The sequence below is a fragment of the Streptomyces sp. NPDC090022 genome, assembly GCF_044748145.1.
Taxonomy (GTDB): domain Bacteria; phylum Actinomycetota; class Actinomycetes; order Streptomycetales; family Streptomycetaceae; genus Streptomyces.
This window is the reverse complement of the sequence record NZ_JBIVFN010000039.1, coordinates 23,154-37,558: the sequence shown is the minus strand read 5'-3', so window position 1 is coordinate 37,558 and position 14,405 is coordinate 23,154. Positions and strand designations below refer to the sequence as shown.

Annotated in this window: 11 protein-coding genes; 8 read left to right on the top strand and 3 right to left on the bottom strand. The window is 73.1% G+C overall.

The genetic code is table 11. The annotated features are described in order from the left end of the window. Positions 1-55 precede the first annotated feature (55 nt). A complete protein-coding gene (locus ACIPXB_RS35880; protein ID WP_401456990.1) occupies positions 56-1,096 on the bottom strand; it encodes a vWA domain-containing protein in 1,041 nt (346 codons plus the stop codon). A 199-nt stretch (positions 1,097-1,295) separates the two neighbouring features. On the opposite strand from ACIPXB_RS35880, the gene ACIPXB_RS35875 reads away from it, so the two are divergent. The 5 genes from ACIPXB_RS35875 (at position 1,296) to ACIPXB_RS35855 (ending at position 8,186) form a co-directional block, all read left to right on the top strand. Further along, a complete protein-coding gene (locus ACIPXB_RS35875) occupies positions 1,296-2,054 on the top strand; it encodes a hypothetical protein (RefSeq protein ID WP_401456988.1) in 759 nt (252 codons plus the stop codon). 179 nt (positions 2,055-2,233) lie between these two features. Next, the gene (locus ACIPXB_RS35870; RefSeq protein WP_401456986.1) at positions 2,234-3,328 is read left to right on the top strand and encodes a sugar ABC transporter substrate-binding protein; all 1,095 of its coding nucleotides are present in this window, start codon (positions 2,234-2,236) and stop codon (positions 3,326-3,328) included. Between the two features lie 130 nt (positions 3,329-3,458). Next, positions 3,459-3,815 carry a hypothetical protein gene (locus ACIPXB_RS35865; protein ID WP_401456983.1) on the top strand — a complete coding sequence of 119 codons (357 nt, stop codon included), beginning with the start codon at positions 3,459-3,461 and terminating at the stop codon, positions 3,813-3,815. 4 nt (positions 3,816-3,819) lie between these two features. Next, positions 3,820-6,753, top strand: a complete 2,934-nt coding sequence (locus tag ACIPXB_RS35860) for a caspase family protein (protein ID WP_401456982.1) — start codon at positions 3,820-3,822, stop codon at positions 6,751-6,753. Continuing rightward, positions 6,750-8,186, top strand: a complete 1,437-nt coding sequence (locus tag ACIPXB_RS35855) for an extracellular solute-binding protein (protein ID WP_401456980.1) — start codon at positions 6,750-6,752, stop codon at positions 8,184-8,186. The genes ACIPXB_RS35860 and ACIPXB_RS35855 overlap by 4 nt, the downstream gene beginning before the upstream one ends. A 30-nt stretch (positions 8,187-8,216) precedes the next feature. Here ACIPXB_RS35855 and ACIPXB_RS35850 read toward each other — a convergent pair whose 3' ends face one another. Both ACIPXB_RS35850 and ACIPXB_RS35845 read right to left on the bottom strand, forming a co-directional pair. Continuing rightward, positions 8,217-9,239, bottom strand: coding sequence for a glycoside hydrolase family 26 protein (locus ACIPXB_RS35850; protein WP_401456978.1), 1,023 nt, complete (start codon positions 9,237-9,239; stop codon positions 8,217-8,219). A gap of 243 nt (positions 9,240-9,482) precedes the next feature. After that, positions 9,483-9,956, bottom strand: a complete 474-nt coding sequence (locus ACIPXB_RS35845; protein WP_401456977.1) for a MarR family winged helix-turn-helix transcriptional regulator — start codon at positions 9,954-9,956, stop codon at positions 9,483-9,485. Between the two features lie 84 nt (positions 9,957-10,040). Here ACIPXB_RS35845 and ACIPXB_RS35840 point away from each other — a divergent pair, with 84 nt between their 5' ends. The 3 genes from ACIPXB_RS35840 to ACIPXB_RS35830 all read left to right on the top strand — a co-directional run bounded on the left by ACIPXB_RS35840 (position 10,041) and on the right by ACIPXB_RS35830 (position 14,401). Continuing rightward, positions 10,041-10,427, top strand: a complete 387-nt coding sequence (locus tag ACIPXB_RS35840) for an HGxxPAAW family protein (RefSeq protein ID WP_401456975.1) — start codon at positions 10,041-10,043, stop codon at positions 10,425-10,427. 141 nt (positions 10,428-10,568) lie between these two features. After that, positions 10,569-12,278, top strand: coding sequence for a PKD domain-containing protein (locus ACIPXB_RS35835; protein ID WP_401456973.1), 1,710 nt, complete (start codon positions 10,569-10,571; stop codon positions 12,276-12,278). A gap of 257 nt (positions 12,279-12,535) precedes the next feature. Next, complete coding sequence (locus ACIPXB_RS35830; protein ID WP_401456972.1) at positions 12,536-14,401, top strand: WG repeat-containing protein; 1,866 nt, start codon at positions 12,536-12,538, stop codon at positions 14,399-14,401. Positions 14,402-14,405: the final 4 nt, after the last annotated feature.

Below are 14,405 nucleotides of genomic sequence, written 5' to 3'. Positions count from 1 at the left end.
ACGTGTGAGCGGCTTCTCCGGCAGCAATCTCCGGACGGCCTCGGCAACGCCGCGCTCAGACCATGAGCAGGAGCCGCGTGTGCGGGACGAGCTTGCGGTTCACGCTGGTGCTCTGCACGAAGATCGTGAAGTCGTCGTTGTGGTCCGGCTTGACGCGCACCTCCGTGTCCGGCAGGCCGAGCAGGGCCCGGGCCTGCGGACCCGTGTACACCCGGTCCGTCTTCTTCTCCAGCACCGCGATCTGCTTGCGCGCCTGTATCTTTTCCGACTTGCTCAGCTGATAGAACGCGCCGCCGGTGCGGTAGGTGTGCCCGCATTCGACGACCCACTCCCGGATCGCCACTTCGCGGGCCACCGGAATCAGCTGGTATTCCGACTGCTCCACCGGGGCGAGGCCGGCTGCCTGGATGCTCTTCTTGTTGACCGCCTCCGCACCCGTGGAGAAGACCGCCCGCGATCCCCGGATGCCCTGGGAACGGCCCACCATGAATTTCTCGGTGGCCTGCTGGATGACCTGCCCGGCCTCCTCCAGACCCTGCGTGCTCGTCGCGTCCCAGACGGCGATGTTGTCCTTCGGGAATCCGCACTGCATGGCTTCGCGCTTGCCCATCTGATCCGGCACGAGGACCGCCAGGGTCCAGTTGTCCTCCTGCGTCTCGATCATCTCGGCCACGGCCCGGACCAGCGCGCGCGGATCCCGGCTCGGGGCGTCCGGGCCGTGATGGCTCGCGTTCTCCTGCCCGTCGGTCAGCACGAACGTCAGGAAGCTGTGGTCGCCGTACAGTTGCGCCGTCTGCGCCAGCTCCCGCTGCGACTTCAGCGTGGCCGCCAGCAGCGCCGTCATCCCACCGACCCGGTACAGCTGCTTCAGGGACGGCATGCGCAGCACGTCCTTGTCGTAGATGACGCATTCCACCTGGTCGGCGAAGACATACACCGTGACGCGGGTTTCCTGGTCCAATTCCTGCGACCGACGGGCCAGATAGGCGATCTGCTGGTCGGCGACCTCGACGACCTTTCCGTTCAGGTGGGACATGGACGAACTGGCGTCCAGCACAAGAGCAACGTGATTGATGTAGTTCTGGTTTCCGGACATGGCCGCTCCCCCTCATTCCGACTCGGTGTTCCCACCTTCCCACCCACCACTGACAATCGCCCCGGCTCCGACCCGGGCCCGGACCCCGGGTGGTCGGGTCGTGAAGTTCGCCGAGGCTTCCCGGGGGGTTCCGTGACGTCCCGCGCACGGTTCTGATCTCATTGCACGCACCGCACCACCCGATCACCGAGGAGAACCGATGAGCGCGGCCGACGAGGGACGCCAGTGGCCCGACGAGGTCAGTGTCGACAACGCCAGGACGACGCTGCTCCAGCTCCTCGCACGGGCGGGAGTCCCCTCGGACGACGCGCGGGAACTGACCGGGCTCGTCGAGGCGGGTGCGCTGGCCCTCGCACACGAGGAGCTGAGCGGCGCCGACCGCAGCGCGCCGGGGGACAAGGGCGCGGCGTACGAGTCGGGCCGGCTCGACGGCGCCGCACAGCTCCTGGAGGAGCTCGCCGCCGTCGTCGAGCGGACCCTGGTACGGGCCGTGGGGCCGGACGGGCCGCAGGGCGGCCCGGCCGCGGAGCGCCCGCGGGCCCGGCGTATGGAAGTGGAGCGCGCGAGAGTGGCGCTCACCCCCGTCCACCTCTCCTTCACCGAGCTCTCCGAGCTGGATCCGGAGGTGACCGAGGAGGTCCTGACCGCGGTCCTCGGCACGATGAGCCCCCGGCAGCGCGCCGGGTACGCCGGTCGGCTGACGGAGTTCGCCGCGCTCCACCGCGGCAGGCTGGAGCGGCTGTTCGCGGCGTTCGGACCGGGCAGCGCCATCACGGTCCACGGGCGCTATTCGCTCCTCCACTCCGTCACGAGCATCGCCGTGCTGGAGCGGCTCGCCGCCGCGCCGCGGGAGCTGCGGGAGGAGTGGGACGCGGCGGAGCTGCCGCCGGCGTGGCTGGACGGACTGACGACCGCCTGGAACGCCCCCGACGACTCCCCGACCGCCTTCACCAGTTGAACGGTTCACCCGGACGCTTGTGCCGGAAGATGCGGATGAGCAGCAACGACGCCGGGGAAGAGGGCGTACGGGGCGTTGCCGGATCGTTAAGAGTTGATTTCTTGACGCTGGCAACCCGGCGGAGTTGACTGCCCCCACCTCGGCCGCAAGGACGAGGCAGCACCCGGGAGGTTCGGACCGTGAACGCGCGTCGTCGTATTGCCGTTGTCTGTCTCGCATCGCTGAGCGCGGTGTCCCTCTCCGGGTGCGGCGAGTCCGAAGCGGACGGGCAGTCCGGCGCCCAGGGCAAAGGGATCAAGGTCGGCCTGCTGCTGCCCGAGAACGAGACCGCGCGCTACGAGAAGTTCGACAAGCCGCTGATCGAGAAGAAGGTCCGCCTCCTCACGTTCGGCGCGGGCAAAGTGGTCTACGCCAACGCCAAGGGTGACGCCGCGAACCAGAACACGCAGGTCGACGCGATGATCCAGGGAAAGGTCGACGTGCTCATCGTCGACCCGGTGGACGCCAAGGCGATCGCCGGCGCGGTCAAGCGGGCCAAGGACGCCGGTATCCCGGTCGTCGCGTACGACCGCCTCGCGGAGGGGCCGATCGACGCCTACACCTCCTTCGACAACGAGGACATCGGCCGGGTCCAGGGCAGGAGCCTGCTGGAGGCCCTGGGCGACAGGGCCAGGAGCGGCAGGATCGTCATGATGAACGGCTCGGTCACCGACCCCAACGCCGCCCTCTTCAAGTCCGGTGCCCGGTCCGTCCTCGACGGCAAGGTGACCGTCGGCAAGGAGTACGACACCAAGGAGTGGAAGCCGGAGAACGCCACCACCAATATGACGGGCGCCATCTCCGCGCTCGGCAAGGACAAGATCGTCGGCGTCTACTCCGCCAACGACGGCATGGCCGGCGGCGTCATCACCGCCCTCAAGGCGGCCGGCGTCTCGCCGCTGCCCCCGGTCACCGGTCAGGACGCCGAACTCGCCGGCGTGCAGCGGATCGTGGCGGGGGAGCAGTTCATGACCGTCTACAAGCCGTACGCCCGTGAGGCCGAGGCCGCCGCGGAACTCGCCGTCGCCCTCGCCGGCGGCGAGAAGATCACCGGAATCATCAACGAGGTGGTCGACAGCCCGACCGCCAAGCGGGTGCCCTCCGTGCTCGTCCCCGGCATCGCCGTGACCAAGGACAACATCAAGTCCACCGTGGTCCTCGACGGGGTGTACTCCGTCGAGGAGATCTGCGTCGACAGGATCAAGGCGGCCTGCGGCGAGATCGGCCTGCAGTAGCGCGGGCTGTTCGGGTGAGGGGGAACGGTCCGGTGGTCCGGCCCGGTCCCGGCGCGCGCGGGCGTGCGCCGGTGTCGGCCATTGTCTCCCCAAGCCCCCAACTGCCATGCAATGATGCTGAGTTATGGCCATGGGGGAGGGTTTGGCGAAGAAGGTCGTGCGCATACGCCTGGGGCACGGGGCGAGTGCGAGCGACGTCGGTGCACTGAAGGCGTGGCTCGAACGGGAGCACAAGCTGGAGGTGCTCAGAGGCAGGGGCGACCTGGAGATCAGGGAGCAGGCCGGGGCCGAGGAGCCCGGCAGCTCTCCGATGGGGGCCGGGCTGGAGATCCTGCTGGTCGTGGTGGGCGTCGTCGGCCCCAAGCTGTTCGACGAGGTGTACGAGCAGGCGAAGAGCGGGGTGCGGGCGTGGCGGGAGAACCGCCGCTCCGTGGAGCAGGGCGAACCCCCAGAGGTCGACGTCGTGCCGGACGGTGACGCGAGGTAGTCCGGTGGCGCGCTTCGACCCGCGCGGGCGGGTGAACCGGGCACTGCTCGTCGGCGTGCCCACCTACGACTTCAAGCAGCCCGGGCACCCCTTCGGCGTGCCCGGGGACCTCGGCGCGGTCGAGCACAACCTCGTGGGCCTGGCGGCCGCGCTGCGCGAGGGCGGGATGTTCGGCGAGGAGGAGATCGCCGTCTTCCGGCCGCCCAACGTCCACGAGTTCGACCGCCGTCTGGACGAGGTCGTCGGTGCGGCCGAGGGCCTGCTCCTGCTCTACTTCTCCGGGCACGGCGCCGTGCCCAGCACCGGTGACGAGCTCTGGCTCCTCATGCGCGCGGCGACCATCGTGGCCGGTACCGAATCGGTGTTCCGGGGCGCCGTCCCGTGGAAGAGCGTCCTGACCGTGCTCGCCCGTACCGGGGCGGAGCACGTGGTCGTCGTGCTCGACTGCTGCTACGCCGGCAACGCCTCGGCGGCGTGGGACGCGATGGGCAGCGCGCAGCGGCACCGGATCTCGCTCCTGATGAGCGTGCAGGCGAACAACCGGATCGACGCCGGGGACGACGCCGGCCCGACACCGTTCACGGGGCAGCTGACGCGGCTGCTGCGCGGGGACGGCGGCGACACCGGCGTGAGCTTCACGGAGCTCGCGGAACGGGTGTCGGCCTACATGCGCGTCCACCACACGACGCTGCGTGAGCCCGCCGAGCCATGGGAGCCGCAGAGCCGTCCGGCCGCCTCCGGTACGGACGTCCTCCTGACCGGCGGCACGCGTGCGCCCGGCGGCACGGGCGCGGCCGGTGGTACGAGCGCGGCCGGCGGTCCGAGCGTGCCCAGCGGTACCAACGCGGCCAGTGGTACGAGCGCGGCCAGTGGTACGAGCGCGGCCGACGGGGCCGACCCGGCGTACGCGCCCGACCCCGGGCCCGAGGCCGAGCCGGACCCCCGCCCCGGCCCCGCGCCGGCCCCCGCGTCCGCCCCCGAGCCCGCCTCCGATGCCGGGCAGGGGCCCCACGGCGCCGCGGGGCGGACGCCCATGTCGTCGTCGGGCCGCCGGCCGGGACGACGCCTTCCCTCTGCGCCCCGCCCGCGCCCGGCCGGGGATCCGGACCGTACCGGCCGCCGTCGCCCGAGCGGCTGGATCCGTACCGCCCGACGGCCCCGGGCCGTCGCGGTCACCGCCGGTGCGCTCGCCGCGCTCGCGGGCCTCGCCGCGGCCGGCTACGCCTTCCTCGGCGGCGCGGGCGACGGGCCCGTCTGCAAGCCCCCGCTCGAACTCCGGCTGCTCACCGACCCCGACCTCGAGCCCACCGTCCGCAGGGCGACGGAGGCCTACGTGGTGTCGGAGGCGAACCGGACCGGCGACGGCTGCCGTCGCAGTGGCATCACCGTGTACAGCGCCGGCGCCGCCGACGTCGTCGCCGCCTTCCACGACCAGTCCGACCCCTGGCAGCGGCCCACGTCCGAGGCGGTCAACCCGCAGCGCGACATCGGCCCCCAGCCGGACGTCTGGATCCCGGCGACGTCGGCGAGCGCCGCTCGCGCCCGGCCGCCCCAGGACCGGCGCAGCTATGCCGAACTGATCGTCGACCCCGCTCCGTTCGCCTACTCGCCGGTCGTGCTCGCCGTACCGCAGCAGCTCTCGGCGGAGGCCGTGGCCGACCGGACCGGCGGACTCGGAAAGCTGATGGACGCCCTGCGCGCACGCGACCCGAAGGCGGAAGTGCGCCGTACCGACCCCGAGCACACCGACGCCGGCCTGGCCGTGACCGTCGGTCTGTACGGCGGCACGGCGGTCGGCGCGGCCACCGCCGAAGGACGCGTCGCCCAGCCCGGTCCGCCCTCGCCCACCGGCGGGCACCTGCTGTGCGCCCTGCCCGACGACGACGCCGTGGACAACCGCACCGCGGCCCTGGTGCCGGAGTTCCTGATGAAGACAGGCGTGGGCTGCGACGCCACGACGCGGGCCCGCCGGATGGCCTCCTACCCCGAGGACGTACCGGGCCTGGACCCGACGTTCGTGCGGGTGCGCTGGGAGAAGGCGGTCCGCGACGAGACGGAGCGGGCGGACGCGATCGAGCGGTTCCGCCTCTGGCTCACCGACGCCGGTTCCGGTTCCGGTTCCGGATCCGGTTCCGCGGGCGGCACGGGCACGCCCGGGCAGGCCGGGAAACCGGTGAAGGGCGGGCTCGCCGAGTTCGCCAAGGACGGGTTCCGCGGCCCCGCGGGTGAGCACCGGCCCCTCGCCCAGGACGTCACCTTCAGCGAGTTCGGTGCCCTCGGCAGCCCCGCCACCCTCGCCGCCCCCGCCCGGCAGGCGGCGATGACCGCGGCACTGAAGGGGTACCGGGAAGCGAGCGGACCCGGCCGCGTGCTGTTCCTGCTCGACAGCTCAGGCTCCATGGGAGACCTGTGGGAGGGTCCGGGAGGCGCCCCCGGCATCATCAAGCAGGCGCTCGGCGGCCTGGGCGGGGCGGACGAGTACGGCGTCTGGGCCGTCGCGGCCGCCCCCGGCGCTCCGAGCCCCTACACGGAGGTGCTGCCGTTCGGCACCCACATACGAGCGGACGCCGAACGCGCCATCGACGAAAAGGCCCGGGTCAGGGACATGGAGGCGGATCCGTACACGGCGCTCTCCGCGGCCCTGGACGACATGGCCCGCGCCGACGACGACCGGCCGCAGCTGATCGTCTACATCACGGACGACGAGGACAACACCCGGCTGACCGAGGCCGGCCGGCTGGACGAGCTGCGCCAGCGCGCGCGGGACAGGAAAGTTCCGGTGGTCATGACATCCCTGGAAGGCGGCGGTTGCGACAAGGGCAAGCCGGACGCCGCCCTTTCCGAGGCGAGCGGCGGACGGTGCCTGGACACCAGGACCGACCTGGTGGCCGGGCTGCGGGACGAGGTCGCCCGAGTGGGAACGGGTGACCAGGGATGAGGCGCGGCAGCGGCCGGCGCGGTACGCCGGGGCGGGGACCGCGGGTCGTCGCCGCACTCCTGGTGCCGCTCCTCGCACTCGCCGGGTGCAGCGGTGGCGGCGCCGATGACGACGGGTCGCAGACGCAGGCTCCGGCCGGTGCCGCGGAGCCGGCCGGCGACATCGTGGTGGCCAGCGGACGCGACGTCACCGGCAAGGGCGGCATCCGGCAGAAGCTGATCGACCAGTGGAACCAGCGGCAGCAGGAGAAGGGTTCCGGCCACCGCGCCCGCCTGGTCGAGCTGCCGGGCTCGGCCGACCAGCAGCGCAGCCAGCTGCTGGGCGCGCTCCAGTCCGGCAGCGCGGAGTACGACGTGGTCAACCTCGACGTCACCTGGGTGCCGGAGTTCGCGGATGCGGGCCTGGTCCGTCCGCTGCCCGACTCCCTCGTGGACGAGGACGTCATCCCCTCCGTCGCGGCCACGGCCCGTTGGGCGGGGAAGGTGTACGCCGCCCCGTTCAACAGTGACGTCGGACTGCTCTTCTACCGCCGTGACCACCTCAAGCACGCGGGCGTCACCACGACCGAACTCGGCAACGACGTCGCGTGGTCCACCGTTCAGGAACTGAGCGCCGCCGTCGGCCGGAGCGCGCCGTCCGGCTACGAGAAGGGCTGGACCACCCAGCTCGCTCCCTACGAGGGCCTCACGGTCAACGGCATCGAGGCGTTCGCCTCCGCCACGACCGATTTCCGGCTCACCGATTCCGCCGGCCGGTACACCGGCTCCGTCGACGTCCTGGAGGACGGGCTGCGCGAGCTGCGCAACCGCACCCAACCCCCGTACACCCTCGGCGACGCCACCGGCTCCGACGAGGCCGAGTCCCTCGGCGACTTCGCGGACGGCCGGACCGCGTTCCTGCGCCACTGGCCCTATGCCTACCGCACCTTGCACCAGTCCCTGACCGACCAGCAGCTCGGCGTGGCCCCGCTGCCCGGCCGAGCGGTCCTGGGCGGCCAGAACCTGGCCGTCGCCAAGGCGTCCCAGCGCCCTGCCGCAGCCCGGGCCCTGATCGAGTTCCTCACCGGCCCGGAGAGCGAACGCTGCCTGCTCGACGCGGGGTTCGCCGCCACCCGGCAGTCCGCGTACACCAGCAAGAGCCTGACGTGCCCCCTGGCGAAGGACCGGAGCCCCGCCGGCCCGTCCGCCGCGCCGTCCGGTGAGGGCACGGACCGGATGCCGCGGGACGAGCAGGGCCGCCCCGGCTACGCCCGCGACACCCTGCTGCCCGCGCTGGAGAAGGCGGTCCAGCGCCCCCGTACCCCGCTCTACGGAGCCTTCACCCAGACCTTCACCGCCGGACTGCGCCGCCTCTACGAGGACAAAGCACCCTCGGACGCGGCTCTGGCCGAGGTCCTGCACGCCCGACTGCGCAGCACCCTGCCCCGCTCCTGACCCGTGGGCGGTCGGCGCCCGCCGGTCTCCTCACGGCCGGAGAGCAGCGGACCGGCCGCCGTGGTCCTGCCCGCCGGACAGGAACTCCCGGAACACGCGTGCGGAGCGCGGGTTCTGGGAGCACTGCCACACGCCGTGCGGACAGTAGTCGGTGATGCTGTGGTACAGCGGCTGGTGCTCGGCGATCCATGCCAGCATGCTGCGCATGTACTCCGGGTTGTCGCCGTTGCGGAACAGACCCCACTCGGGGTACGAGATCGGCTTGCCGCGCTCCCTCGCGAAGTCGACCTGCCGCTGGAGCCCGTAGGGCTGGGTGACCATCTCCTCGAAGCTGTTGCCGGGCGCCTGGTCGTAGGTGTCCATGCCGATGATGTCGACCACGTCGTCGCCGGGGTAGCACTTGGTCCAGGCGATCGCGTCCGGGCCGCGGTTGGGTGCGAAGTCGAAGCTGAACCGCTGCCCCTCCACGGAGCGCATGGCGGCCACGATGCGGCGCCAGTACTCCTTCCAGCGCTCGGGCGCGGGCCGGCACCGGTGGCTGTACTGGAAGCCGTTCATCTCCCAGCCGAGCACGATCACCGTGTCCGCCAGCCGCAGGGCGACCAGGCGTTCGGCCAGCCGCCGGAAGTGGTGGTCGTACTCGCCCCGCGCGCCGGCGTGCAGCAGCCCGGCGATCTGTTCGTCCGGGAGCCCGGCCTCGTTGCGCTCGAGCATGGGCACGTTCAGGACGAACAGCCGGTCGGCCCTCGCGTTGCGCCACCGCGCCCAGCTGCGCAGGGAAGCGGGTGCCCCCTCGATGTTCGACCAGGTGTCGCCGGGCAGGTAGGTGTGCCCGGCGCGCAGGTCGGTACCGCCGAGCCAGCGCGAGAGTTCCCGCATCCTCGTGACACCGGGCGAGCCGTAGTGGAGGTAGGCGCCCACGGCGACCTCGGGCCCGGCGTCGTCGCGGGCGGCCTGCCGCGGCGCCGTGGCCTGGGTGCCCGCGCTGATGAGCAGCCCGGCCACGAGCGTGGCGACGCAGGCGCCCGCCCTCCGGCGACCTCGTTGGGACATGACACCTCCACGGGTTCTGCGAACCGATGCCTATGGCTGCGACGTTAGGCATCTCATCTGATTACCGGCGCGTCCGGTGTCCGGATCCTGGGCCATCCGTGGCCGTCGGCCGGCTCCGGATGGCCCGACCGGGTGAGGTCCGCCCGCCCGACGCCGCCCCGCCGCGGAACCCCCGGCCCCGCCCCGCCGCGGAACCCCCGGCCCCGGTCCGCCGGCTCCGGTCCGTCGGCCCCGGTCCGCCGGTCAGGTCTCGCGGGATTCGCCGAGGTACGCCGCCGCCAGCTCCCCGGCCCGGTGGAACCAGTCGGCGAGGACGGCCACTTCCTGCGGCGAGTACTGCGCGAAGAGGGCCGCCAGGCGCCCGTAGTACGGCTCGTAGACGGCCCGGACGCGGTCCGCGGCGTCCGGGACGGCGACCACGCGCACCCGCCGCCGGTCCGCCGGGTCCGGCTGCCGGGTCACGAACCCGCCGCGCTCCAGGCGGTTGAGGATTCCGGTCACCGCGCCGGTCGTGACCTGCGCGCGCACCGCCAGGTCCCCGGCGCTGACCGGCGTGTGCCCGGCTTCCAGGACGTACGCGAAGCAGATCAGATCGGTCGCGCCGAGCCCCAGGTTCCGGGCGAACTCCTGCTGCCCGACCATGCTCGTCGCGATCAGGCGGTCCATCGCGGAGATAGCTTCCGCGGGCGAGGCCGCGGGGCGGAGCGTGCCCTCCATTGAAAATCCCTCAGATCCTAAGATAAATTCCTTACTCGCTAAGACATCATAGGTCGACGCAGCTCGGAAGGGGTACCGGTGAGCATGGGCGGACACGAGGGACACCAGCACGACGAGGGGCACACCGTTGCCGGATGGTCGGGGACCGCCGTCGCCACAGCCGGGGCGGCGCTCGCGGGGGTGGGCGTGTGCGGCTGGGCCCCGGGGATATGGATGGGCGCCGCCGTCCTCGTGGCGGCCGCCCTCCTCACCTGGGCCCTGCACCTCACCGGCTGGGGCAAGGCCCCCGGCCCGCGGCCCGCCGCCCAGTGGGGCATGGGGACCCGCGACCACTCCGCCCGCGCCGGACACGCCGACTGCCTCGGCTGCCGCCTGGCCGGCCGCCGCCCGGCCCCGGCCTCTGGTGCCTCACCTGCGCGGACGCGCGTCACGGCGACGGCCGCGCCGGTGGCTGCCCCGCGTCGATCGTAAACCGCACAGCCGGTCAAGCAGCGGCCCCTATGGAGTGAATCGCGCCAGAACCCCGTGACCCTTGGCCCGAACCCTCCGTACGGTGGCCGCTCCTTGCTCATCACCACAACTGGGGGGCCGGTGCGCAACCACCGACTCGTAATGACCGCTGCCCTCGTGGCGGCCGGTCTCGGCATTGTCCCGGGCGCCGCGCAGGCGGCGGATCCCGTACCCGTCGCGGCGGGCATGGCCGAGGCGCTGACCCGGGCGGCCACGTCCGAGACCTTCCACAGCCCGGCCGACCGCACCATCCGTACCGCCCTGCCCGGCGCCGCCGGCGCGAGCGGCAAGGCGAGCGGCAAGGCGGCCGGCGGGGCGAGCCCCAGGACCGCCGCCCCGCAGACCACGCAGGCGGCGCAGGCTGCGCCGGACGCGGGGGCCGACCCGGCCCTCGCCGTGGACGTCAGCGGCACCAGCTACACCGCGCACGGGATCGAGCTCACCGCCGTGATCACGAGTGCCGACGTCGCGCTCGACGTCGTCGTCGACTGGGGCGACGGGAAGACCGACACCCTCACCGCACACGGCAGCACCGAGGTGCGGCACTCCCACACGTACGCCACGTCCGGCGAGTACCACGTGACGGTCACGGTGACCGACACCGCGGGCGGCGTCCGGGCCACCAACGGCGGGCTCTTCCGCACCCCCGGCGCCGAGTTCACCGCGCACACCCCGACCCGGCTCCTCGACACCCGCAACGGCACCGGCGCGCCCGCGGGCCAGGTCGCCGGGGGCGGTTCGGCCCGGGTCAAGGTGGCCGGCAACGCCGCCGTCCCGGCGGGCGTCACCGCCGTCGCCCTCAACGTCACGGTCACGGAGACCTCCGGCAGCGGGTACGTGACGGCGTGGCCCGGCGCGGGCCACGAGCGCCCGGAGACCTCGAACCTGAACTACACGGCCGGCCGATCCGTGCCGAACCTGGTGATCGTGCCGGTCGGCGAGGACGGGTACGTGGAGCTCTACAACGGCGGCCCGCAGCCGGTCGACCTGATCGCCGACGTCACCGGCTGCTTCACCCGGTCCGCGGCCGCCGGCTACACCTCGATGACACCCGCCCGGTTCGTCGACACCCGTAACGGCCTCGGCGCGCCGCAGGGCCGGCTCGCCGCGCGCAGTGCGTTCACGACCCGGATCGGCGGCGTGGGCGGGGTGCCCGAAGGCATCACGGCGGTGGCACTGAACGTCACGGTCACCGAACCCGAAGGGCCGGGCCACCTGACCGCCTTCTCCGGCGACGGGCCGGTGCCGACGGCGTCGAACCTGAACTTCGTACCTGGCCAGACGGTCGCCAACGCGGTGATCGTGCCGGTGGCCGCGGACGGGACGATCAAGGTCTTCAACGGCTCCTGGATGCCGGCCCACGTGGTGGTCGACGTCGTCGGCCACTACGGCAAGGACAGCAGGGCCGCCTTCCTGCCCTTCACCCCGCTGCGTACGCTCGACACCCGCGAGGAGGCCCGCGGCTGGCCCGGCGGCCGGTTCCGGGCCCGGGACCACATCACCCAGGGGTTCACGCCCGAGGCCGCGACGGGAGTCGAGGCGTACGTACTGAACACCACCGTCACCGACCCCGGCGGCACCGGATACCTCTCGGTGGCCCCGGGCCCCCACCCGCTGCCGGAGCCGGGCGCTCCCGCCGCACCCGCCGGAGACCGTCCCGGCTCCTCCACCCTGAACTGGACGGCCGGTGCGACCGTCCCGAACCTGGTGCAGGCGAGCGACGGCGACCACGGCGTCATCACCTTCTGGAACCAGGGCTACCAGGACGCCGACCTGGTGCTCGACGTCTTCGGGGTCTACCAGACGAAGTGATCCCGGCGCGCCGGGATCGCCCGGCCCGGCCTGCCGGCCGATGCGCAGCCGGTGCGCGACGCCCTCCGCCGACACCTCGCTGCCGTGGCGCGGCTCGCGTGCTGTCGGGCCGTACCACCGCGCAGTCGGCCCGAAGGCCACCATCGGAGACCGTACCCACCCGGTGTCGGAGGCGGCCTCTAGCATGAGCCGCTCCTGATCACCCTTCGGCCGGGCAGCCGGTGACGCTGCGTCGGCCCCGCGCGAGGAGCCCCGCCATGCCGTCCCGCCCCACCACCACCGCCGACGCCGCGCCGCCGTACGTCGTCCCCTGCGCCGGTCCGGCCGGCTCCGGGACGCGGTACGCCCTCGTCGGCGCCGACGGGCGGCTGGTGCGGGCCCCGGAGCTGAGCGCGGTCGGGGCGTACCACCCGGACGGCCGGGGCGGGTTCGTCGCCCCCGCCGCCGACCCGGAGGGCCGGTGCGGCTACCTCGACCACCACGGTCGGTGGCTGGCCGCACCGGAGCTCGCCCACACCGAGGCGTTCGAGGACGACGGACTCTCCCGGTTCCAGGCGGCGGACGGCCGCTGGGGCTATGCCGGGACGGACGGCGTCCCCGTCATCCCGGCGACCCTGACGCAGGCCCACGTCTTCCGCCACGGCCTGGCCGTCGCCGCCCGGTCCGAGGACGCGGTGGGCTACATCGACGCCACCGGCCGCTTCGTGATCCCCCCGCGGTACGCCGCGGCGGGGCCGTTCGCGCCGAACGGGCTGGCCGGCGTACGGGAGGCCGGCAGCGGACGGTGCGGCTACGTCGACCGCGCGGGCCGGACGGTCATCGAGCCGCGCTTCGACGGCGCGCGCCCCTTCGGTCCCGGCGGCGCGGCGCCCGTCCGCGTGGGCGACCTGTGGGGCCTGATCGACGAGCAGGGGGAATGGGTCGTCGAGCCCTCCTTCACGATGCTCAACCCCTTCGACGCAGGCGGCCTGGCGTTCGCCCTCGGCGACCACGGCCGGGGCTTCCTCGACGCCCGCGGCGAACTCGTGATCAGGGCGCAGGGGAACCGGATGTCCGAGGACTTCGGCTGCGGGCTGGTCCGCTTCGACAACGGCTACGCGCACGGCTACCTCGATGCCACCGGGGAGGAGGTCATCGCGCGGGAGTACGAGTGGGCGGAGGACTTCGACGACGCCGGGGCCGCGGTGGCCCACTGCCGCGAACCCGTCGACGAGGACGACCCCGAGGAGGTCCGCGCCGCCGCCGCGGGCCGTCCCGCCGGGCGGGCCTGGGGTGTCCTGCGCTCCGACGGACGGTTCATCCCCGTCCACCACCTGGAGCCCCTCACCGACGACGGGGGCTGGGTCCTCGGGTTCGGCTTCGGGACCGGCCTCGCCGCGTTCGTCACCCGCGACGGCGGCCTCGCCCACGTGGACCGCGACGGCGTGGACGTCTGCCGGGTCGAGGCCGCCGCGGACGGCGCCGCCCTGCGCCTGCTGGACCGGACCGGGACGACGCTGTGGGAGACCACCGCACCCGCGGGCACCTTCGCGCGCGTCGAGCCCGCCCACTGCCAGGAGGCGCACTCCTACCTGGTCCACCCCGGCGCCCCGGAGCGGGACGTCGCCGACCTCGCGGCCGAGCTGCTCGCCGCCGAGCCCCGCCGCTTCGAGCCCTGCTCGATGATCTTCGAGTCCCGGGAGGACCCGTACGAACCGGCCGAGGAGGACGACCCGGACGTGGACAGCACCTCGTTCGGCGCCATGAGCGTGGTCGCGCGGACCTACCTCTACGCCGAGCACCAGCACGACTTCTCCTTCCTCCAGGACTGGGCGATGGAACGGTTCGGCGAGATCGAGGCCGACGCGATCGACAGGATCACCGCCCGCTTCGGCGAGCCGCTCCCGGACATCGGACCGTGCCTGCGCTCCGGTGACGGCGAGTCGTCCACGGTGTGGCGGGCGGGCGAGGGACGGCTCGTCCTGCAGTCCTACGTCCTGGTCGGCGACGGGGACGTGGAGATCCAGCTCTGGCTCGCCGCCCTCGCACCGGCCGACGGACAACAGGGCCCGGCCGAGGACCACTTGGTGCCCATACGCACGAGTTCGACGCGGCACCGGCTGGCGCCGCCTCCGGGTGCGTGACACC